This is a genomic window from Waltera sp. (assembly GCF_046969025.1).
GTDB lineage: Bacteria > Bacillota > Clostridia > Lachnospirales > Lachnospiraceae > Acetatifactor > Acetatifactor acetigignens.
In genome coordinates this window covers 1-21,448 of the sequence record NZ_JBKVQF010000022.1, presented here as the reverse complement: position 1 = coordinate 21,448, position 21,448 = coordinate 1, and the positions used below count along the sequence as shown (strand labels likewise).

General features: G+C 43.4%; 19 protein-coding genes. 2 read left to right on the top strand and 17 right to left on the bottom strand.

The window, feature by feature from the left end; genetic code table 11:
- Positions 1-115: 115 nt before the first annotated feature.
- From ACLTOH_RS11875 to ACLTOH_RS11825, 11 genes are all read right to left on the bottom strand, one after another.
- Entirely contained in the window at positions 116-1,015 is a 900-nt protein-coding gene (locus tag ACLTOH_RS11875) for a LysR family transcriptional regulator (protein ID WP_022313155.1), read from the bottom strand.
- Between the two features lie 195 nt (positions 1,016-1,210).
- Positions 1,211-1,441 carry a hypothetical protein gene (locus tag ACLTOH_RS11870; protein ID WP_337545669.1) on the bottom strand — a complete coding sequence of 77 codons (231 nt, stop codon included), beginning with the start codon at positions 1,439-1,441 and terminating at the stop codon, positions 1,211-1,213.
- A complete protein-coding gene (locus tag ACLTOH_RS11865; RefSeq protein WP_262594072.1) occupies positions 1,438-2,034 on the bottom strand; it encodes a hypothetical protein in 597 nt (198 codons plus the stop codon). Before ACLTOH_RS11865 ends, ACLTOH_RS11870 begins: the two co-directional genes overlap by 4 nt.
- A gap of 67 nt (positions 2,035-2,101) precedes the next feature.
- Entirely contained in the window at positions 2,102-2,695 is a 594-nt protein-coding gene (locus ACLTOH_RS11860) for a maltose acetyltransferase domain-containing protein (RefSeq protein ID WP_227733527.1), read from the bottom strand.
- Between the two features lie 3 nt (positions 2,696-2,698).
- Positions 2,699-3,220 carry a hypothetical protein gene (locus ACLTOH_RS11855; protein WP_412224162.1) on the bottom strand — a complete coding sequence of 174 codons (522 nt, stop codon included), beginning with the start codon at positions 3,218-3,220 and terminating at the stop codon, positions 2,699-2,701.
- A 61-nt stretch (positions 3,221-3,281) separates the two neighbouring features.
- The gene (locus ACLTOH_RS11850; protein WP_337418334.1) at positions 3,282-4,484 is read right to left on the bottom strand and encodes an HD-GYP domain-containing protein; all 1,203 of its coding nucleotides are present in this window, start codon (positions 4,482-4,484) and stop codon (positions 3,282-3,284) included.
- 152 nt (positions 4,485-4,636) lie between these two features.
- Positions 4,637-6,955, bottom strand: a complete 2,319-nt coding sequence (locus ACLTOH_RS11845; protein ID WP_337418332.1) for a PfkB family carbohydrate kinase — start codon at positions 6,953-6,955, stop codon at positions 4,637-4,639.
- Positions 6,956-6,959: 4 nt separating this feature from the next.
- A complete protein-coding gene (locus tag ACLTOH_RS11840; protein ID WP_118669494.1) occupies positions 6,960-7,802 on the bottom strand; it encodes a carbohydrate ABC transporter permease in 843 nt (280 codons plus the stop codon).
- A gap of 2 nt (positions 7,803-7,804) precedes the next feature.
- Positions 7,805-8,731, bottom strand: coding sequence for a carbohydrate ABC transporter permease (locus tag ACLTOH_RS11835; RefSeq protein WP_242993439.1), 927 nt, complete (start codon positions 8,729-8,731; stop codon positions 7,805-7,807).
- A 15-nt stretch (positions 8,732-8,746) separates the two neighbouring features.
- Positions 8,747-10,087, bottom strand: a complete 1,341-nt coding sequence (locus ACLTOH_RS11830) for an ABC transporter substrate-binding protein (protein ID WP_337418329.1) — start codon at positions 10,085-10,087, stop codon at positions 8,747-8,749.
- Positions 10,088-10,100: 13 nt separating this feature from the next.
- Complete coding sequence (locus tag ACLTOH_RS11825; RefSeq protein ID WP_337418328.1) at positions 10,101-12,566, bottom strand: GH116 family glycosyl-hydrolase; 2,466 nt, start codon at positions 12,564-12,566, stop codon at positions 10,101-10,103.
- 170 nt (positions 12,567-12,736) lie between these two features.
- On the opposite strand from ACLTOH_RS11825, the gene ACLTOH_RS11820 reads away from it, so the two are divergent.
- Positions 12,737-14,170 carry an extracellular solute-binding protein gene (locus ACLTOH_RS11820; RefSeq protein WP_337418326.1) on the top strand — a complete coding sequence of 478 codons (1,434 nt, stop codon included), beginning with the start codon at positions 12,737-12,739 and terminating at the stop codon, positions 14,168-14,170.
- A 48-nt stretch (positions 14,171-14,218) separates the two neighbouring features.
- Here ACLTOH_RS11820 and ACLTOH_RS11815 read toward each other — a convergent pair whose 3' ends face one another.
- The 6 genes from ACLTOH_RS11815 to ACLTOH_RS11790 all read right to left on the bottom strand — a co-directional run bounded on the left by ACLTOH_RS11815 (position 14,219) and on the right by ACLTOH_RS11790 (position 19,622).
- The gene (locus ACLTOH_RS11815) at positions 14,219-14,803 is read right to left on the bottom strand and encodes a rod shape-determining protein (protein WP_337418324.1); all 585 of its coding nucleotides are present in this window, start codon (positions 14,801-14,803) and stop codon (positions 14,219-14,221) included.
- Between the two features lie 68 nt (positions 14,804-14,871).
- Positions 14,872-15,687 carry a hypothetical protein gene (locus ACLTOH_RS11810; RefSeq protein WP_412224161.1) on the bottom strand — a complete coding sequence of 272 codons (816 nt, stop codon included), beginning with the start codon at positions 15,685-15,687 and terminating at the stop codon, positions 14,872-14,874.
- A gap of 107 nt (positions 15,688-15,794) precedes the next feature.
- Positions 15,795-17,123: a DUF6688 family protein gene (locus tag ACLTOH_RS11805; protein WP_412224160.1), complete on the bottom strand. Its 1,329-nt coding sequence runs from the start codon at positions 17,121-17,123 to the stop codon at positions 15,795-15,797.
- The gene (locus ACLTOH_RS11800) at positions 17,113-18,795 is read right to left on the bottom strand and encodes a DUF4153 domain-containing protein (protein WP_412224159.1); all 1,683 of its coding nucleotides are present in this window, start codon (positions 18,793-18,795) and stop codon (positions 17,113-17,115) included. Before ACLTOH_RS11800 ends, ACLTOH_RS11805 begins: the two co-directional genes overlap by 11 nt.
- A 22-nt stretch (positions 18,796-18,817) precedes the next feature.
- Positions 18,818-19,045 (bottom strand): helix-turn-helix domain-containing protein, encoded by a 228-nt coding sequence (locus ACLTOH_RS11795; RefSeq protein ID WP_022313169.1) that lies wholly within the window; start codon positions 19,043-19,045, stop codon positions 18,818-18,820.
- 91 nt (positions 19,046-19,136) lie between these two features.
- A complete protein-coding gene (locus ACLTOH_RS11790; RefSeq protein WP_412224158.1) occupies positions 19,137-19,622 on the bottom strand; it encodes a DUF2975 domain-containing protein in 486 nt (161 codons plus the stop codon).
- A 266-nt stretch (positions 19,623-19,888) separates the two neighbouring features.
- Between ACLTOH_RS11790 and ACLTOH_RS11785 the strand changes: the two genes are divergently transcribed.
- Complete coding sequence (locus tag ACLTOH_RS11785) at positions 19,889-21,394, top strand: glycosyl hydrolase family 28 protein (RefSeq protein ID WP_262594080.1); 1,506 nt, start codon at positions 19,889-19,891, stop codon at positions 21,392-21,394.
- Positions 21,395-21,448: the final 54 nt, after the last annotated feature.

Below are 21,448 nucleotides of genomic sequence, written 5' to 3'. Positions count from 1 at the left end.
TTCTCTCCATTTCTTTGTCGTTTTTTGAATTGTCCTCATTATAAGAGAAATGATGAAATCCGCAAAATACGTAAAAATAAGGGTTGTCCATAGTTTAAAGCTATGGACAACCCATTCATCCTAAATACTTCTGCAGTGCTTCCAGGTAGGTAGTACCCAGTCTGCTGAGCATTCCTTTTCTGTGTGTGATATAACCGATCCGCATGTCACTCTCATCTGCCAGTGGCACGGCGATAATATCTTTTCCGTTTAATTTTTTATCGATCACGCCGCTGCACACGGTGTAACCGTTCAGGCCGATCAGCAGATTGAACAGTGTCGCTCTGTCCCGCACACGGATATTTTTCCTGCGTTCAAAATCAGAGAAGATTTCCTCTGAAAAATAAAAGGAATTGTGCTCTCCCTGTTCAAAAGACAGGTACGGGTATTCTTCCAGTTCTTCGTTCGTAATTATGCTGTTACCCGCCAGCGGATGTTTTCTGCTGATAAATACATGGGGACTGGCAACAAACAACTGGTGGAATTCCAGATCATGGGATTTCAACAGCTTGCTGAGTACCGCTTCATTGAAATCATTCAAAAACAGGATTCCGATCTCGCTGCGCAGACGCGCCACATCTTCTATGATCTCATAGGTCTGTGTCTCCCGCAGGCTGAAATCGTATTCTTCCTGCCCGTACTGTTTGATCAGGTCCACGAATGCGTTGACGGCAAAGGAATAATGCTGGGTGGATACGCAGAACTGTTTTTTGCCCCCGGGATTTCCCTTGTATTTATCCTCAAGGATCGCCGCCTGCTCCAGCACCTGTCTCGCATATCCCAAAAAGTCATCTCCCTCTTTGGAAAGCGTGATCCCCTTGTTGGTCCGGTTGAAAATAACAATATTCATTTCCTTTTCCAACTCGTGGATCGCGTTGGTTAAACTGGGCTGTGAAACATACAGCCTGTTGGCTGCTTCCGTGATGGTGCCGGTCTCTGCTACCGTTATTACATACTTTAATTGCTGAAGTGTCATTCTTTTCCCTATTTTTTATCCTTTTTACTTTCACCGTAAATGGCGACAGCAACGCACAGGATCGCTGCTGCAATCGCCAGCCAGAATGCCAGATCCATATATTGTCACTCCCAAAGTTTTCAAAATCTCTTCCTAAGGTTAGCACTCACTAACCTCCGTGTCAATCATTCTTCCTTTGGGAAACAGGATTTATTCTCAGATAATATCTTTCAGTTCTTCCTCTTCCTGGCGTTTCATTTTCTCGATTTCTTTTTTATTGATTTTCTCTGCTATAACAGAAATTACCGCCGTTCCGATGATAAGTATCGCAGCCTCTAATCCGGTATTTTCATAATCCACAAATAAGGATACTACAAACATGATAAGTGAGGTAACGATCAGACCAGCCTCTATGTATTTTAATTTTTCCCGCCAACGCTGCATCATAAGATCAGTCCCTCCCTTGCATCCACACCAGTCTCCCTGCGGTTCAGGTAATCAAACGAAATCATCTTATGTTTCACATAGAGCCGCTCGAGTGTCATAATGGGAATCTTGTAAGAATCTCCCCGTTCTTCCCAATATCCCACGCCGTCTTCTCTCTCCTGCTCGATCAGCATGTGAATGTACGGATCTTTGTCGGTGTAGCAGATGTAGAACTTTTTCAGGCTTCCCATAGTAGGCGTGACTGCGATCTCCACATGGCCCGTCCGGTATTTCGCCAGCCACTTGATGGCATATTCGATCTGGGAAAAATCCGTGACGGTCTCCACCTTATCCCCGTAAGTTAAGGTGAATGTGTAGGTCAGAGATTTGTCGATCTTATACTTGGTGTATTTCGTTTTCTCCTTGTGGTATTTGACAGAAAAGTGAACACTAATCACGAAGATCACCAGACCTAGCAGAAACATGATAAGCGGCGGCAGGATCTGCTTCTCCTTTGTCGCACCGCAGAAATAAATAACCGGGAACACCATAAATACCAGTCCCACCATAACGAGACCGGAATAAAAGGATTCCCAACTCCTTTTTGTAAACATATTCTCCCCACTCCTTTGTATTATTTTCCACCATAATAACATAAGAGTGGGGCTATCGTCATCTTTTTTAGAAAAGAATGTCCTCCGGCCGGATCTTATCTTTCTCCGTAATGGGACGGATCACCCGGCAGGGAACGCCTGCTGCAATCACTCCCGCCGGAATATCATGAGTGACTACACTTCCGGCGCCGATCACAGATCCTGCTCCGATAGTCACACCGCCGCAGACTGTGGTATTCGCCCCGATCCATACATTTTCTTCCAGCGTGATGGGTGCAGAAGTACCGATTCCCTGACTGCGCTGTCCCAGGTCAACCGCATGTCCGGAGCAGGCCAGACAGACGCCGGGCGCGATAAATGCACCCGCACCGATATTGACGGGTGAGGTATCCAGAATGACACAGTTATAATTGATGACTGTAAGTCCGTGGGTATGAATATTAAATCCGTAATCGCAGTGAAAATCCGGTTCAATGCCTGTCATCGGATGACAGGTCCCCAAAAGCTCCTGTAAGATTTCCCGCCGCTTCTGCTGTTCCTTCGGAGCTGTCCGGTTATATTCCCAGCAAAGCTGTTTTGCCCGGTTCTGTTCCTCTCCCGGGATATTTTCATAGCCACTGGCATAGGCCGCAGGGCGCTTCATAATGTCTATAACGTTCATGTTTTACGCTTCCTCGCTTTTTCTTTTCCCGAAAACCTCACAATTTACAGTAATGTCACCATTCTCCTGAATGGTAATATTCTGCCAATGAAATGTATTTTCATTTCTTTCCACAAATCGCCATTTTCGATTGGGATTTTCCAGAACAGTTCCCGTCAATATTCCATTTTCCATGGTAAAACACAAATTTGTAAATTTACTCTTGCATGCATATACCATATCATAACAATGGGTCTTTGAATTATATATTCTGAGTCCAACACCATACTCACCATCCGGCTGTGGAGAAGTCTCCCTCGTTGCTCTGGAAGGACATATGAACATATCTTCAATGCCTATCCCGTTCAATACCCGCCTATAGATCCACTCTCCCTTTAATTGACGCTGTGGCCTGTTATGATCACCATCTATAAACTTATCTTTATAATCAAACTCCCAATCACCCAACAGCGGAGCAAACCAATCATACTCCTCCGGAATAGTTCCTTCCGGTTGTCCATACAAAGCTTCTATAAAGTTGTCCATATCTTTATACCTTCCCTATATCTGCGTCATATTAATCCTGCAATAATCGCCCTCACATCTTTTATCCCCGAAAGCAATCCTCGACCTGTTTCACAATCGTTTCATCCAGCCAGCCCTTATTCGCCATATCCCACAGGATCTCACAAGCTTTTTCGTGAGGCATGCCCTGTTTATAGGGACGACTTTCCGTCAGTGCCTGATAGATGTCTATACAGGCCATCATGCGCTCCTGCGTGTTCAGTTCTGCGGCGGTCTTCCCGAAAGGATATCCGGTTCCGTCCAGCCGCTCATGGTGGAATGCCGCCCAGTCGCGGATCTCGTCAAAATCATCTACGCCTGACAGAATATAATAGGTATATGCCGCATGATGTTTCATCACAGCAAATTCGTCCTCCGTAAGCCTTCCCGGCTTCTCCAGGATCTCATTACCTACCGCCACTTTTCCGATATCATGTAAAGCGCCCGCCAGGTACATTTTCTGCACGGTCTCTTCATCAAAGCCCATATAGCGGCTTAGGCGCTCCGCATCCTCCGCCACACCAATGGAATGGGTGCTGGTAAAGGGTGACTTGTAATCAACGATCTGTGCAAAAAAACGGGCCAGTTCCTTGATCTGTGCGAAGCTTAGCTCCTGTTTGATGCGGGGGATTTTCTCCCACAGAGTTTTCTCAAAGCTATCCTCTCCCAGTGTCAGAAAATGCGGCAGGGGAAACGCCTGCAGGAAAGCATCCACACATTCCTTGTCCACAACGGTTCCTTCGTTTTTGTGAAGATATCCACAAGCTTTATTGAAAATATCCTCCGTGAAGCCCTTTGCACCGTACGCCCGGTCCAACAGATCGCTTAAATGAATGATGCGGGAAAAAAGCGGAATCTCTTCCCATGTTTTTCCAAACGGTCCACTCCCATTGGCATTTTCATGGTGATACAGAATTACATTCTTCACATCCGTATGGAAGGGAAGTCTCTGTATATTTTTTTCACCCAGGGTACAGTGAATTCCTACCTGAGAAGCTTGCGGAACATTTGCAACATCCTTATGTAATTCTTCCTGAATATACTGTGTCAGTGCATTATCATGCAACAGGGCACATGCTGCCAGATCCTGCAGGCTCTCATCGCTGATCCCCATCTGCTCTGCCATGCAGACACTCATGTATGCCACACGCTTCGCATGTTTGTCAGACACATGTACCAGTTCTGCCTCCACACAGTCCAAAGCATACGAACAGGCTGACAGTAATCCTAAAACATCTAATAACATTTCTATATTTCTCCAATCTCTTTATAACACACCTATTATGACAATGATTTATGTGAAAAGCAAGCATATTCCGGACAATATATTATATCAAAAAGGAGCAGCTCCCGGCACTGCAGAGTTGCTCCTTCTTACTGTCCATCGATCGGATTATGTTAGCTATTGATCCTCTTAATTACTTCTTCCATTACAGGCATCGCAGGTATTGCTCCTTCTCTCTCAACACATAGGGAAGCCACCGCATTTCCAAAGCGGACACATTCTATCATTTCCTGTAAAGAATATTCTTCTATACGCTTACCGGATTCACAAATCTTATATAAAAAGCCTCCCATAAAAGAATCTCCAGCACCGGTGGTATCCACAACTTTGCTGGAATAGCCTGGAACATATGCTTCCTGCTGATCCTGCAGATATACAAACGATCCTTTTTCGCCTAAAGTAATGAGTACTATTTTTGCACCATACTCTGTTATGCTCTCTGCTGCTTTCCGAACATCCGTATAACCTGTTAATAGCTCAATCTCTTCTTCTGATACTTTAACGATATCTGCATATTCTAAAATACTTCTCATCCATTTACAGGCTTCTTCCTGTGAATCCCATAAACTGGCTCTGTAATTCGGATCATAAGAAATAATCGTTCCATTATTTTTCGCAGCTTTTAATGCAATAAGCTCTGCATTTCTGGATATTTCATCAGTTAACGACAAAGAGCCTACATGAAGAATACGGCTTTGGCAGATGATATCTTTCCGTACTTCCTCAGCCTTCAGTCCGATATCTGCTCCGGGTTTTCTGGCAAACGCAAAATTTCGTTCTCCGTTATCTGCCAGTTTAACAAAAGCAAGTGTTGTAAAATAGTCTGCATCACTTATTAATCCTTCGGTTGAAACACCGCATTTATCCAAGGTTTCCTTTAAGAAATCACCCAGGAAGTCTTCTCCTATTTTTCCGATAAATGCTGTTTGGGCACCCAGCCGTTGTGCCGCAACCACAACATTAGCAGGTGCACCTCCCGGATTTTGTGTATAAGACAAAGTTTGTCTTTCACTCTCTTTTTTTCCGGTAAAATCAATCAATATCTCTCCCAGAGAGGTAATATCATAATGCCGTTTTGCCCTATATTTTATATCTACGCCTATATTTCCTTGTGGGTATAATTTTCCTGTATAGCGATACAAACCATGCTCCCACAATAATGTAAAAGTATTTCCGTCTATGAGGATATCAATATCTGTTTCTTTTTCCATCATTTCACAGGGCACAGTCCGTATACCATATCTAGAGGCTCTGTCTGCACGGTTATAATTCACGGTCATTTCTTTATTTGTAGAATCAAAGCATATTGTCACGGTATGTCTATCTGTATCATATAGATCAATACACAATAACTCTCCATCTCCCGGCAGCTTTCCCTTCAGTTCTACCATAACCGGCTGACTTTGCGGTAGTATGTTTTCACCGGCCCAATGTTTTTCCAATGTTCTGCTGAAGAGCCTCATCTCAGCTTTCACTTTATCAGCCACTTTTGCGCACAAACGCCTGTTATCATCTAAATACCACACTCGTGATACATCCAGTATTCCACGATACCCTTCCTCCGGACCGAAATCCCGGATCCAGGGCATCCACAGCCAGCCGCCCAGCCAGGCAACAGACCGTATTTCCCCATGCAATACCGGATATGTCTGTGCTGCATAATAATGAGTTCCAAGATCCAAAGTTCCGCTTATCTCTTTATGGAATTCACATTTGTCAAAATCCATCTGTCCGGACAGATACAGCGTCGTTACACTGTCTTTTTCATACATCGGCGAAGTTGTCAAAAACCAGACATCATCAAGGCAGAAGGCATCCGGACATTCAAACATTCTGCCCTCACCGGGCTCTGCTTCGTACAAAATTCCGCTATACGCCCAATGGTACAGATCGGTAGAAGAGAAAAGATAAATTCTTCCGCGGCTGTCCGGATGTTCAATTCTTCCGGTGGATCCTCCGCAGATCATTCTCCATTTCCCTTGTGCGAAAAACACCTTGGGATCTCGAAAATCTCTTCCTCCCTTTTCCGGGACTTCTTTTATCAGCGGGTTTTCTTCTGCCTTTACGAAATGTATCCCATCCTTCGACACTGCAAGATTTTGCGTCTCAAAAATACCGGTTTCATCTTCCGTTCTTCCTGTATAGAATAAAAATAGCTGATCATCATGTACAACAACTGATCCGGAAAAACATCCGCCGTTTTTATCGTTATCATATGGCATATCGGGGACCAGTGCCGGTTCCAATTCTTCCCAGTGTATCAGGTCCCGGCTTACCGCATGCCCCCAGTGCATACTGTCCCAGTTATCATGGTACGGATTATACTGATAAAATAAATGATATTGTCCTTTAAAAAACACCAAGCCATTAGGATCATTGATCCAGCCTTTCTGTGGTGTAAAATGTAGGGATGGCCTTACGATTTCTCTCATTTTCTTATCCTTTCACTGCTCCTGCAGTCATACCACTTATAATATACTTCTGCAAAATGACATAAAATACCAATTCAGGAAGCATGATCATCAGACTCGCTGCAATGATCCCACTGTAATCCATGGAATATTGTCCTTTAAACATAGATGTCATTAACGACACGGTGTTTAAGGCATTATTCTGAATAAAGGTTGATGCAAATGGGAACTCATTGTAAATATAAACTGCATTAAAAATAATGATCGTCACGAACGTCGGTTTCATGACCGGAATCACTACTTTGGTACACAGCTTAAAAAGATTGCAGCCGTCGATAATTGCTGCTTCTTCCAATTCTCCGGGGATATCTCTCAAAAATCCGGTAAACAGTAAGGTATTGAACGAGATGTTCACTGCAACATACGGCAGGATCAGTCCCAAACGGGTTCCAAGGATTCCCATCAATGAATCAATCCGATATACCGGAAACAGTAGCACATAAATAGGAATGCCAATCCCGACCAGCAGGAACAGATACAATGTTTCCGATGCCTTATGGTTTCGAAAAACCATTCTGGCAATTGCGAACGAACTCATAAAAGTAAATAAAATACTGAAAAAAGTAGATATTACTACCAGTAAAATCGTGTTAAAATACATTCTGGAAAAATCAATAGTATCGATCGCACGCTGATAATTTTCAAAGCTTATTGTCTGCGGCAAAGAAAGCGGACTGTTGACAATCTCATTATTTGTCTTTAATGAAAGCAACATAGCCCACAGTATGGGCATGACCAAAAGAATAATCAATCCCAGCAGACATATGTAAAAAATGACTTTTTTTATCGATATTCTCTTGTTTCTCATGTTTAACTCCTTTGCTTCCTCGTTGTGATCTTAATATAGGAAAATGAGCCCAGAATTGAAAGTAACAGAATTGCAACCGCAATTGCCATTCCATATCCATACCTTCTGGATGTAAATACTGTAAAATACATATATGAGGTAAGCAGCTCCGACTGATGAGCAGGTCCTCCGCCTGTCATCTGATATACAAGTTCATATATTTTAAATACGCCTGTTACCACCAGAACAATATTAATAATAAAGGTCTCTTTCAGCATAGGAATTGTCACATAAAACAAGCGTTGTAACAAATTGGCTCCATCAATATCGCAAGCTTCGTAAATATCTCCCGGTATTGCTTTGATTCCGGATAAAAAAATAGTTCCATGGAAACCCAGTACCTGCCATGTGAATACGATCGCCAATGACAATGGAGACCATTTAGTTCCACCGATCCATTCAATAGCAAGCATATCCAGTCCTATTTTGTGCAATACACTATTTACCAGCCCATAATTAGGATTCAGGATATATCCCCAGATAATTCCTATGATAATAGGCGCTATTACATAGGGAGCAAAAATCACCATTTTAAAAAATGCGTTTCCGTGAAAATTCTTGTTCATCAATAATGCTGCCATAAAAGATCCAACGATCAGGAATATCACACTGAATAACAATACTAAAAATGTATTTTTCAATGCGATCAGAAATAGCTTATCATGGAACATAGCAACATAGTTTTTTATTCCCACAAATGATGCTTTTCCAAGACCACTGTAGTCCGTAAAGCTATAATAACATGCGATAAACACAGGAATAATAATAAATACTGCATAAATCATAAGAGTCGGAAGCAGCATAATGATTTTTGCTTTCTTTGTACTCAACCAATACATAGCTTTCTCCCTTTCCATTCTATAGAAAAGAGCGGTATTACTTAATTTCATACCGCTCTTTTGGTTTTATCTTTCGGCACTTTGTAAATTTTCTACATAATCAGCTGCTTGTTCCGGTGTATAAACGCCGGTCATAACACCGAAGGTAGCATCAAAATATCCATATGCCACATTGGACGAAAGTGAATTAAACGGCTCAGTTACTGCTTTCCAGTCATCATTTAATGCCGTGATCATCGTGGAAAGTACAGGATGTTGGCTCTCGTCAATCTGTCCATTATATGTAGAGCACGGTAATGCCGCGGTATCCTCTGCAATGATCCTGGTTCCCTCTTCGCCGTAATAGAACTGCCAGAACTGCATAATTGCATCTAACAACGCAGGATCTTCTGCTGCCTTTGAAGATACTACATAAACACCGCCGGATGCCTTGATTCCGATCTGCTGCTCATACTGGCTGTCGGAAAAGGTAGGTCCCCAGAAAAATCCGATTTTAGAAGCCATATCACTTCCCTCAAAATCACCGATATCCCATGCTCCGGAATTGAACATTGCTGCATTTCCACCCAGGAACTGCTCTTTTGCTTCAAAATATCCAATATTAGAAATGTCCTTTGTGAAAGTTCCTTTTTCACGCATTTCTTCTAATTTTTCAAAATAGTGAATAAAGTCTTCGTTATTCCAGGAAATGCTTCCATCCTTCAGACCGTCAAGCTTTTCAAAGAATCCATATCTTGCCAGCATTGTCTCAAATGCCCAGATACTGTAATTATCCTGCGCACCCACGGTCAGCGGTGTGATTCCGGCTGCATTCAGCTTATCTACCGCATCCAGGAACTCTTCATAGGTAACAGGCACTTCTTCGATTCCTGCCTGCTGGAAGAGATCTTTGTTATAATAAAATCCTACCATCATAACTTCACTGGGCATTCCCACATCTTTACCGTCAACGGTACATGAATGCACCAGTCCGGGAAGAAGGCTGTCATTGATACCATACTGATCCAATGCATCCGTCAGATCATATAAATACCCATTCTGTGCAAACTCCTTTGCGGTTGCCTGCTCCAGCCAGAAAACATCCGGAAGCTTATTTTCTCCTGCCAGTAAAGTCATCTGTGTATTATGCTCGGACACTTCTTTGCCCGTAATATCAATTTTAATCCCCGGATGGCTTTCTTCAAAAGCAGTAATAATCTTCTGCAGATGCGGCTCCTGTGCCTGAATATCAGCAACATGCTCTGCAAACTTGATCGTGATCTCTCCGGATCCATCTGCAGTCGTAGAGCTCTGTGCAGTCTCTGCGCCGCCTGTAGTTCCTTCTGCATTTCCGCATCCAGCCATTGTAAACAGCATAGCGGCCGCACAAGTAAGTGCCATCATTTTTCTCCAATACTTTTTCATCATAATTGTACCCTCCTTATTCTTGTACATGAATATCATCTAACGTCCCATACAGGATGTCAATATGTTTGCACATTTTCCCATTCTCTTCCTTCTGACTGTAAATACCCCATGCTTTTCCACAGATGAAGAAACTGGACATTTCACCTTCTATTGCAGGATGGAATGACAAGGTTCCGCGATACATATCACTTTGCAGTCCCAATAATGCATTCAGCACTCCCCAGCTTGCCATTGCTCTGCAATAATGATGACCGGACTCGATCTCACTGAACGGATTCCTCTTGTATCCATCATAACGATCCCGAATTGACTTTACCACCGTCAGACCTTCCTCTACACAACCTGAATAAATCAGATTAACGGCTACTTCATACTCTACTCCTGTCCACACCTCTCCGGCATAGGATAACGGGAATTTAGGTCTGCCGCCTTTCGGCCAGGTAGCTACTACCATTCCATGCTCTTCATTGATTGCATATGCTCTGTGCACACTGTCCGTATGATAAAAATCCGTTTTATAATTATACTTGAATACGGATTCCATAGCAGATTTTACATGCTCTTTCGGTAAAATTTCCCCGATTCCGGCCATATATGCCAGGAACTGTCCGAGAAGCTGATCTGACAGGCAGCCTTTTCCGAATTGATATTTATATTTATCAATCTCCTTCTGTACCTGAATATAATATTCTCCGTCAAACATCAGTTGATCGGCTCTTGCAGCTCCTTTTTCGTAAGCATCTGCGTATAGCTGATGATGTTCTTCATCCCCTACGATCTCAGCCATCTCTTCACAGCATTTCAGTGCTGCCAGGAAGATACTGTCCGTCATGGGATTCGGTCCGTAAAATTCAATATCATAGGTTGTATTCTGCTGACCGTCCAGTACATCATCTCCATCCAGATCCCATTGTTTCAGGGCATATTCCATTGCCAACACTACTTTGGGCCAAATGGTCTTCAAAAATTCCACATCCCCGAGATTCTTGAAATCCCGGTAGACACGAACAACACTTCCAAGTTCTCCATCACAGGCCGGAACCATTGCATACCGTTCCTGATCAAATACGGAAAACATTCGTGTAGACATGCATCCTGTCTCATCTGTTTCTTTCAAAAATTCTACATTACGCATAGTTTTTTCAAGATCCGGGAACAGAAAAGCAACCGTCTGTGCATAATTCCATACATGAGGCACACTACCGTAACCGCAGCCTATGTAGTCACGTATTCCTTCAAATCCGGCAAAGGTTCCGTCTTCCAGCCGGAAACATAAATTACTTCGAAGATTCGTAATGTTTGCAGTCAGAGCATCAATCACATAATAAGGTAATGTAGTCTTATGGAACATAGCATCGGCAAATTTTCTGCTGTCTGATTCCAGTCGTTCCTTATTATGGTATACATATTTTGCTACATCCCATGCATCTGTGAATTTTGTTGCATAGTAATTTCTTACCGTTCCGTATTCACCGCGCTGGAATTTCTCGTAGTCCTCATCAAACTCGATCCATGCCTTTACCCTGTTAGGGAAATACCATGTAATGACAAATTCGAAGGTTCTTTCTTCTCCCGGCTGAAGTTCTTCCCAGGCTCCGATGGATCCGATCTTTTCTCTTCTTTTCAGGAAACTGAAATTATGAAATTGTGCAAATTCACATCCCACACTGTCAGATACGGTCTCTTTTTCCAAAAGTCCATCACTGGTAAAGTCATCCCAGAAATCCTGTATTCCATCCACCCATTCGCCGTCAAACCACTGTGTTTTATAGGTTACATTGGATCCACTGGTCAGAATCGCCATATTTCCATACCGTAAATGATCCTCTTTCAAATGTTCGGGTGAATAATACAATCCCTTCACATCATCAAATTCCCGATATTCATTTTTTACGCTGTCGGCCAGCTTCAGGTTCTCAATAACATCATATCCCTCAAAACCGGATGCATTGGGAAGTGTGCCTACCAGGCTTACTTTTGTCGGACAGTCTGCAACATTTTTCACTGTGTATCGGATAATTGCACAGGGAATACTGGAATCATCTGTATTTAAAGGAATAAACGGTGTATATGCTTCCATAGATACTTTTACGGGCAATTCGGAATCTTTGAAATTCACCCTTGCAAAAGGATATTCACAAATCAGTTCTGAATCTTCCATTCTTGGCAGGTTTACTAATTCAGCCTGAAGGTATCCGTGTGAGCTGGTATATGGCGGAACCATTCTCGATTCCAAAATTTTCGATATAGGTTTTTCCAGTTCTTTGTTTTCCGTACGAATTGCAAAAAAGGAAAGCGGAAATTTCGTATTCTTGGAAGGCCAGTTAAAAATTTCCCAGTCCAGGAACTTTCCTCTTGAATTTACAGAAAAATTACCTGTTCCGATTCCGCCCAGCAGAAAACGGACTTCCGTTGCATCCCGCTTAAAGACCCGCGGTGTTCTGTCAAATAATTTCTCTTTTGAAAATGTCTTTTTCATCTTCTCCTCCTTTTAGTTGTTCGGTTGTTCGAATAACTTGTTTTATTTTTTAACTCTCTGCTTTTGCAGAGAGTTTTTTTATTTAATCTTGTTTGTTCGAATAACTTATGCTATGATATTAGCATAACAAAAATATATTGTCAATCACTTTTCAAAATGTGGGGGATTTTATGAACACCAGAACACCAAAATACATGCTTATAAAAAATGAATTTGTCCAGAAAATCGAAAGCGGATATTATCGTCCCGGCGATCTCATCCCTTCCGATAATGAATTAATGCGTACTCTAAATGTAAGTAAAAGCACTATTACACAAGCCCTGAAATGTCTGGAAGCTGAAGGATATATTATACGGCAGCAAGGAAAAGGTACTTTTGTAGCAGACCGCTCCAAAGATAAAATAAACCTATCTATTTATTTATGTCCTATGGAAGATAATGAAAAACATTTTTGGATCTCTCTGATCGAACAGTTTAATCTGACATCTTCCGGTTTTTTTGTAACACCGACTTTTCTCACCAACGATAAGGCTCCTCTGCGTGACTCGCTGTTGCAAAGCTTTACCAGTGGAAATGCACCGGATATTCTGTCCCTGGACGGTCCTGATGTCCCCTATTGGGCATATATGAATTCTCTGCTGCCGTTTGATGGATATATGGATTCGTCTTTCCTATCCTCTTTTCTGTCTCCCATTGTGACACAGGGAACCTATCAGGGAAAACTATATCATCTGGGTTATACGGAATCCACTTTATGTATTCTGTATAACAAAGAGTTATTCCATTCCCTTGGTATCCGCATTCCGACTTCTGCGGAAGATGCCTGGAGCTGGGATGAGTTTCTGAATGTCTGCCATACAATACAGACCAAAACTTCTTTTCCCTATCCTTTGCTTATGGACTCCGGACGCGGTCTTTCTCCAAAATCCGGAGAATGGAACAGCTACGCCGGATTGCCATTTATCGTACAGAACAACGGCAGCTTTTTTAACGATACGCTGACGGCAACCTCTGGATATATTAACTCTCCGGCTTCCGTCGCTGCTATGAATTGGCTGGGCGAATTATTTCATAAATATCATTATACCCACGTGGAGGATCTCAGTGCCGATTTTCCTGAAAACTTTGCCATGAGTCTTTCCCTGCCCAGTGCCTATTTTCAATCGCAGAAAAGGAATAGTAATATCGGCATAATCCCTCTTCCCCATGGTATAAAAGCAGCTTCTCCCCATGGAAGCTGGGGATTATGCATGTCCAGACAGACACAATATCCCAGGGAATGTTGTGAATTTATCCGTTATGTTTTCAGTCTGCAGAACCAGTTGAAGATCAGTCAGTTAACGGGTATTCCTGTTTTAAAAGAGATTTATGACGTAATGGACAGCTTTCAGGCTGGTTCCAGCAACAGCAATATTTTATTTTCACAATTACGGAATACCTCTTTTACCAGACCGCAGACCCCCGCATATCCTTTCTTCAGTAAGCAGTTTTCCTATGCGTTTTATAATATTGCCATGGGTGCTGATGCACAAGAAGAAATGAATCACCTGGCGCAGCAGGTAGACGATCATCTTTACCGGCATAATTACTATCAACAAAGCTAATAATTTAGGCTAAGGATAAATAAATTCATTTACCCTTAGCCTATTTTCTTAAATATACAATTTTGACATTTCCTCTTCCAGTCCCCACCGCTTACAGTTCTCTGCCAACTGCGCCAGCGAATATCTGAGGTAATCCATGGGCTGTTCCTTCGTAATCTCCACGGCAAAACGAAGATTTTTATAAGTGTTCTTCATTCCCCAGATCACATCCTCCCAGGGAGTTCCCTCAGGGATTCCTTTCACGCTTTCATCTGCATAGACCACATTTTTGGCTCCCGCCTGATACAGGAGATCAAAATAGGCTTTCATTTCCACTTCGTTCAGCTTCTCGTGAATAAAAATAAGCCCTTCGCCGTATCCCGCAAAAACAGGCTTGCCCAGATACCGGCACAGCATCTGCTTTAACATTTTTTCCGCACAGGTATAGTCGCTGACTCTTCCCAACACGATCGGAGAAAAGCCAATAGCATTAGCCGGAAGAGTGTACAGCATTGCCTCACACTCTTTTCCGGCTTTTATCATTTTCCCTGTTTTCTCAAAAATGACCAGGGATTTCTCATCATATTTTACTTTTTTCTTATAATCATAGATCTTAATATCCGCACAAAGCTTTGAAGGACTAAACTTTTCCATCCCGGTACCTCCGTCCGTTTCTGGAAATAAGTATACCTCTTCTGCTCTGCCAGTTCAATCCGGTTCTTTTACCGAGAAACCCGAATCTCTTCTGCAAAGAAATTAGTGCGATAGAGATAGCACAGTTCCTTCTCTGTGATGTAAAAGCCGTAATCGGCATTAAAATTTTCTTCGTTTTCTTCTTCAATAGAGCCTGCTGCCCGGATCTCGTCCCAAGTCTTCCCCAAAACTTCTTCCGGGGTGACTTCTTCGCCAGTGGCAATGGAAATCGTCACGGGTATGTAATAGGATAATGGATGCGCTGCTCCTGCATAATAAACCGTGTCATTAAAATGCAGGCTGACATACTCGTCATCCGCTAAAGTAATGCCATTGAATACCAGATAATTATCATCGTATCGCTGTCCCTCGGAAAGAGTTTCATCCACTAACTCATACGCTCCGGTGTGATTCTCCCCTTCCTCCTCATACTGGGTTCTGTAATTCTCATACATCTGCTGCAGATAATCATTCACTTTGGCATACTTCTCATCGGAAAAAAAGAACTCATCCATTTCGTAGTAATAGGTCTTTTTCTCATCGTCATTATAGAAGTCTTTCACAGTGTTGGAACATTCCCCGTAGTCTTCCCAGGGAAGCCATGCGTCCTCATCTTCGTAAGAAGGACCTGTCGTGGATGCCGTAGTGTCGGAAACAGTCTCCGTGGATACTGTCGCTTCCATGGATTCACCAGTCTCTGAAGTGCTCTCTTCCGTTACCGCAGCCTCTGCGGATCCGATAACCTCTGAACTACTACTCCCTCCCACCGGATCACTCCCCTGTGCTCCGCAGGCAGACAACCCCAGTGCCATAACTCCTGTGATAACTATTAATTTGCCCCTCATTTTGTATCTCTCCTTATGTATTTATTGTAACCGAACGCTTCCCCCGTCCATTACAGTAAAGAATTTAACATCCCATTGCATCATAGTTGCATCGTACGCCACTATTTTTACAAATACAACTCTTCCACCTGCGCTGCCGTTTTCCCGATATACTGCACGGCAATACGGTTTTCGGGGTGTGCATCTGTCAGATACAGCACGCACAGGAAGATCCATTCTAAAGGTTTCATGATAAAATACACCGCATCTGCCGTATATTTACTGTGGATCAGTCTCGCCACAGGGAACCCGTAAGTGTCATAAAAATGACGTAGCGCCCGGTGGAAGCCGGGAGTCCGTTCTTCCAACACCTGTTCAAAAGCATTGGCGATGCACAACTGACGGTTCACGATCACTTCATGCCCATGCCGCCTCCCCAGGCGGATAGGCTTTACGACCTTTTCATGACCGCCGGCAGCTACCGTGCAGAGATAATGTTCATCATACATGACATTCTGCGGTGCCTGCCTGAGAGACAGATTCCAGTCGCTGGTCTCCGTAAATGCTTTAATCACAGAATCCGGTGCCTGCCCAAACAGCATGAGGATTGCAATCAGGATCCCCAACAGTGGGAACATCAATACCAGTCCCAGCACCGGCCACCATGCAGCCTTCCGCAATATGCTGTCACACCAACGCAGCATGGGATTCTGATAAATCTTCCCCGTCCCAAAGTGTTCCGCCTCCGCATTCTGCACCAGTGCATTCCACTCCCGTATTTTCTTCAGAAGCAGTCGCGCCACTAGCAGCACACAACACAGTGGAAATAATAACAAATATCCATCAAGCAAAATCGTCGGCTTGAATATCTGTACTGTGAACAGGATCAGTTCTAACAATCCCAGGTACATTGAGGAAATCGACAGGACTGTCACAAGGGGTGGCAGCTTCCGAAGCGGAATGCTCTGCAGGATCTCATACCCTATAAATGCCAGCAGCAGGAGTACTATAAAAGTAACCATGGAACCACTGTAAATCGGTGTATGTTTATTGGAATTGCTTAACTGCGTCTGCCAGTCAGCAGATGTCACATCCATAATCAACCCTAAATAACAAATTTCATAAAATCCACCCAGCCAAAATACGTGCTGGTCAAACAGCCAGTCTCCCTTCACCGGGTGCCCTCGTTCCTCACAGATCAGGCAGATTACTTCACTGATCGTCAGCACCACAGGAAATACCAGTACCGCTCCCATTAAAATTGCCCAAGTAAACATTTCTGTAAAAGCCTTAATGATCTCCCATACATAATCTCTTTGCTCATAATGAATAACAGAGGCTATGATCGTAAAAAGCGCATAGCCCAGTCCGATAAATATAGAAATCAGCCATGCAAGCAACACCGGATGCTTTTTATAAAACTTTATTTTTTCCGTACTCATTTCTTTATTTTCCATCGATTCTCGCCTCTATCTGTTTCCGCATCATATATCTGGAAATATTAAATGTCCGCAGAGATGTCTGCTCCAGACGCTTCTTATTATGATTCAGGTAATAATATCCAAATCCCTTCGGCTGATAACTCCCCCACCACTGAGCCTGCGTATCTTCGCTCATAATATCCGTAGGGTTCTCCAGTTCATAGGCGCCAAAATCATACCCCAGGCTCTCCATATAAGGAATAATGGCCGGTGCTGCATCCGCACTGAGATCACTCAGATAAGAGTAGTCATTATATTCTGATCCCCGGAAAAACGGTCCGGCGAAAAAATCGTCTCCGTAATCCTGCGCCACAGATTCTTCCCAGCCTGTACCGTCCGCGCCGGGTGCATTGGCAATATTCACTCTGGCTATAATATAGTCAGGATGGCTGAAGGACAATGCCAGATACAGCACTGTCACTATCACCACACCATAGCGGAACAAAGGGAAGCTTTCCCTGTAAATGTTGATCAGTACTCCGATAAACATGACGAACAGTACCGCCAGCATCCACAGAACGAAGATCCGCAGGAAAGTCAGATAATAATACCGGATGTAAATGATCATTCGCATTACGCTGGACGCGATCATGATAAAAGTACATAATGACATAATCGTCATAATTACTTTCAGTACCTTACTTTCCCTAAAAAAGCTGAGGCACACCAGTACCAGGATCAGATTCAGAATGCTGACAGCCAGCAGCTGGAAGAAGCCCTCTCTTGCGTACTGTGCATAGGTATAGCCCTCCGGCAGCTGCATTTTCCCCAAGAACAATCCGAAGATCTGAATACCGGAAAACAACAGATACAAAAGTGACAGCAATGACATAATCGTAATTGCCAGTACCGGCTCACCATTTCTGCGATCCTTCACTTCCTCCGGGATGCTTCTCTTACACAGATAAGAAGTCAGTGCATAGGAAGTAAAGAACAGAAATGTTACCCTGATGACTACGTTGAATATATTGCCCGGGCGAATCCAGTTCATGAAATCCGTTGTCATCTTACGGAATACCGCATCGGCAGAGCTTAACAGTCCGGCAGCGATCAGCACAATCGGCAATGCGATCACTACTCCCAGCAGCCCATACCATACCTTCTTATTTACTTTTCCCTTTTCACGAAAATAGGCTTTGCCATCTGAAAAAGGCTTCCCCAGTTCCCCAAAGCTCATAACCACCAATTGGCAGATACTCCCCACATATTTCCCAAGCTTCCACTTTGTGGTATCAAAATATTGATTCAGCAGCAGACACATTACCAGCAAAAAGACCGCCAGCTTATTCAGGCTGATGATTGCCCATCCGTCCGTGCAGAAGGTGGATATCCCCAGCAGCAGAATGCTGATCATGTAAAAGGTGCTTCCTTTTTTCAAGGTAATCTCCAGTTTTAACAGCGAGAAGACAAAATACAGTAAAGTGCCTGCGAGAAAAAAAGGGAAGGTAATTCCCGATCCGTTATGAAACATGCAAAACGCATAGAACACGGCATAGAGAAACGTCACCGGTCCAAAGAAATTAAAATGTTCCTTCATGCGCTTTGTCTCCGCAGTCTCTGTCTTTTCTACCACCCGGACTACATTCTGCCCGGATATCTGTCCCTGATTTGCTGAAGTTGTTTCCTGTACTACTGTATTTTCCTGCATTGTGATCTCCCCCTTTCAGGATTTAATTGTTTTTCTCTTCTTTTGAATCTTCCACATATTCCAGAATGTCTCCGGGCTGGCAATGCAGCACCTCGCAGATGGATTCCAGCGTAGAGAAACGTATGGCTTTTGCTTTATTATTTTTCAGGATGGACAGATTGGCCTGGGTCAGATCCACCTGATTCGCCAGTTCCGTCAGGCTGATCTTCCGCTTTGCCATCATTACATCCAGATTTACAATGATTCCCATAATAGATGCCTTTCTACTTTTGAATTTCCGTTCAGCCGGCGTCATTTACATAGTCGCGTATCACACGCTCTATCACTTCGTGACTGAATTTTTAGATTGTTAAGTCGTTTTCTTTCTTGTAGCGCACGGCTTCTTCAAATACCATCGCCAGTACTTTGCTGAACATGCCTGCAATAATAAATACCAAAATGATCACCAGCATGGCAATGGTCAGGTACACCACACATCTCACAGCGCTCATGGCCGCGATGAAAAAGCTTAAGTCTCCCATTCTACGAAGGCTCGCCACATTTTCCGGTACAAAGCAGTTCTCCTCAAGCACCGTGCCAAACATCTTGCGCAGTTCATTGATCAACAATAACGCCAGCACGCCCAGAATGGCGAATATGATCACTGCCGGAAGGTAATGTTCCTCCACAGCCTCCAGATATTTTCCTATGTATTTGAGACTAAACGGCAGACTTATCGTCACCAGGATCCCACTATAGAACATAATATCCAACAGGTACTTCGTACCCTTCGCCAAAGATAACTTTTTCTCCCGCAGCTCCTTTTCCGACAACTCTCTCTTCTCCATAATGAATACCTCTTTCCTTCTTGGTAGCCTTAACATATCACTCTATTATACGAATGTCAATATAATTTTATGATATTCGATAAATATATATTGAATATCGTATATCTTTCTATATATTGTAACTTATACCAGAAGAAAATACCTGTTTTTTCATTGCAAATCAAAATAATGCTGGAATTATTAACATGAATGAAAATAATTGATATAGACATTCTCAGTGCTTTTTTTTACAATGAAAATAGTAAAAAACGAAAAGGAGGATTTTTATGGAATCCGTTTTACTATCCGCACGCTGTACTGCAAACACCGCAACTGTGTTCTGGAATAAGCCGGAAAATGCCAATGCCGACACAGTGTATGAAGTTTCTCTCGATGGTGGACATTCTGTTCACACAAATCGGACACATTATACATTCACAGAATTGATACCCAATACTGAATATTGTGTTACTGTCTACAATATCGGCAGTATCCACATCTGTACTCTACCTGCACGGCGCCGAATCTATGTAACGGAAGAACCCTACAATGCCGTGGGTGATGGAAAAACGCTGAATACTGCTGCGCTCCAACAGGCTTTTACAGACTGTGGGCCAAATGACGAAGTATACTTTCCTGCCGGAATCTATCTGACCGGAGCTCTTGATCTGCATAGTTGTATGTCCGTGTGTCTGGAGAAAGACGCTGTTTTACAGGGAAGTTCTGACCCCACAGATTATCTGCCTCGTATCTGGAGCCGTTTTGAAGGCACGGAGCAGGAATGTTACCGCAGTCTTTTAAACGCCGGACATCTTGATCATACCGCAGGTGCAAATTGCGAAAACATCCTACTCTATGGGAAGGGAACCATTAGTGGCGGTGGGCATGTTCTGGCTGAGCGCATGATCGATATCGAACGGGAGAATCTCAGGGAATATCTTGCCCAAAATGCTGCACTGGTTGCCACCTGTGAGAATGACCGTACCATTCCGGGACGTGTCCGCGGACGACTTATTAATTTAAGCAACTGCTCCCGTATTCGTATTACAGGGCTGACTTTACAAAACGGCGCAGCATGGAATGTCCATATGATCTACTGTGATGACATTGTGACTGACCACTGCACGCTACGCTCTGGCGGTATTTGGAACGGCGATGGCTGGGACCCGGATTCTTCCACAAACTGCACGTTATTTGCAACGGAATTTGAAACCGAAGATGACTCCGTTGCCATCAAATCCGGTAAGAATCCCGAAGGTAATGCCATTAATCGTCCTACAAAGCATATCTGCGTATTTGACTGCCACAGCAACGGCGGTCATGGTATCTGTATTGGCAGTGAAATGTCCGGCGGTGTTGCAGATGTGCAAATTTGGGATTGCGATATAGCTGCCTCTTCCAATGGCATTGAAATCAAAGGAACCCCTAAGCGTGGCGGATATGTGCGCAATGTCACTGTACGCGACTGCACCTTCCCCCGCCTGCTCATTCATTCTGTTCCATACAATGATGACGGCATTCCTGCTTCAGAGCAGCCTTATTTTGAAGATTTTCGCTTTGAACGGCTACATCTGACCGGACAAAAACAGGAGCACGGCACAGTGGAATCCGTTGCCCCCATTGAAATTGATGGTTTTACTGCACCTGGGCATAAAATCAAAAATGTACTTTTGTCAGACTGTGTACTGCCGCCGAATGCGAAGCTTCTGCTTTCGAGATATGATGCACTGACAATTTCCAATTTGCACACGGAAGAGGATCAAGCTACATCCCGATACTCCGCAACATTATGATTATGATGTCGGGGTCAAAAGCCCCCGACTTTGATGCCTACGGATTGTTCCGTG

Bases quoted from the DNA above. Each gene is read 5' to 3' on its own strand.
- ACLTOH_RS11845 (WP_337418332.1), bottom strand. From the start codon at position 6,955: ATGAGAGAAATCGTAAGGCCATCCCTACATTTTACACCACAGAAAGGC.
- ACLTOH_RS11860 (WP_227733527.1), bottom strand. From the start codon at position 2,695: ATGAACGTTATAGACATTATGAAGCGCCCTGCGGCCTATGCCAGTGGC.
- ACLTOH_RS11870 (WP_337545669.1), bottom strand. From the start codon at position 1,441: ATGATGCAGCGTTGGCGGGAAAAATTAAAATACATAGAGGCTGGTCTG.
- ACLTOH_RS11865 (WP_262594072.1), bottom strand. From the start codon at position 2,034: ATGTTTACAAAAAGGAGTTGGGAATCCTTTTATTCCGGTCTCGTTATG.
- ACLTOH_RS11795 (WP_022313169.1), bottom strand. From the start codon at position 19,045: ATGGGAATCATTGTAAATCTGGATGTAATGATGGCAAAGCGGAAGATC.
- ACLTOH_RS11785 (WP_262594080.1), top strand. From the start codon at position 19,889: ATGGAATCCGTTTTACTATCCGCACGCTGTACTGCAAACACCGCAACT.
- ACLTOH_RS11825 (WP_337418328.1), bottom strand. From the start codon at position 12,566: ATGAAAAAGACATTTTCAAAAGAGAAATTATTTGACAGAACACCGCGG.
- ACLTOH_RS11790 (WP_412224158.1), bottom strand. From the start codon at position 19,622: ATGGAGAAGAGAGAGTTGTCGGAAAAGGAGCTGCGGGAGAAAAAGTTA.
- ACLTOH_RS11850 (WP_337418334.1), bottom strand. From the start codon at position 4,484: ATGTTATTAGATGTTTTAGGATTACTGTCAGCCTGTTCGTATGCTTTG.
- ACLTOH_RS11820 (WP_337418326.1), top strand. From the start codon at position 12,737: ATGAACACCAGAACACCAAAATACATGCTTATAAAAAATGAATTTGTC.
- ACLTOH_RS11855 (WP_412224162.1), bottom strand. From the start codon at position 3,220: ATGGACAACTTTATAGAAGCTTTGTATGGACAACCGGAAGGAACTATT.
- ACLTOH_RS11830 (WP_337418329.1), bottom strand. From the start codon at position 10,087: ATGATGAAAAAGTATTGGAGAAAAATGATGGCACTTACTTGTGCGGCC.
- ACLTOH_RS11875 (WP_022313155.1), bottom strand. From the start codon at position 1,015: ATGACACTTCAGCAATTAAAGTATGTAATAACGGTAGCAGAGACCGGC.
- ACLTOH_RS11815 (WP_337418324.1), bottom strand. From the start codon at position 14,803: ATGGAAAAGTTTAGTCCTTCAAAGCTTTGTGCGGATATTAAGATCTAT.
- ACLTOH_RS11810 (WP_412224161.1), bottom strand. From the start codon at position 15,687: ATGAGGGGCAAATTAATAGTTATCACAGGAGTTATGGCACTGGGGTTG.
- ACLTOH_RS11835 (WP_242993439.1), bottom strand. From the start codon at position 8,731: ATGAAATTAAGTAATACCGCTCTTTTCTATAGAATGGAAAGGGAGAAA.
- ACLTOH_RS11840 (WP_118669494.1), bottom strand. From the start codon at position 7,802: ATGAGAAACAAGAGAATATCGATAAAAAAAGTCATTTTTTACATATGT.
- ACLTOH_RS11805 (WP_412224160.1), bottom strand. From the start codon at position 17,123: ATGGAAAATAAAGAAATGAGTACGGAAAAAATAAAGTTTTATAAAAAG.
- ACLTOH_RS11800 (WP_412224159.1), bottom strand. From the start codon at position 18,795: ATGCAGGAAAATACAGTAGTACAGGAAACAACTTCAGCAAATCAGGGA.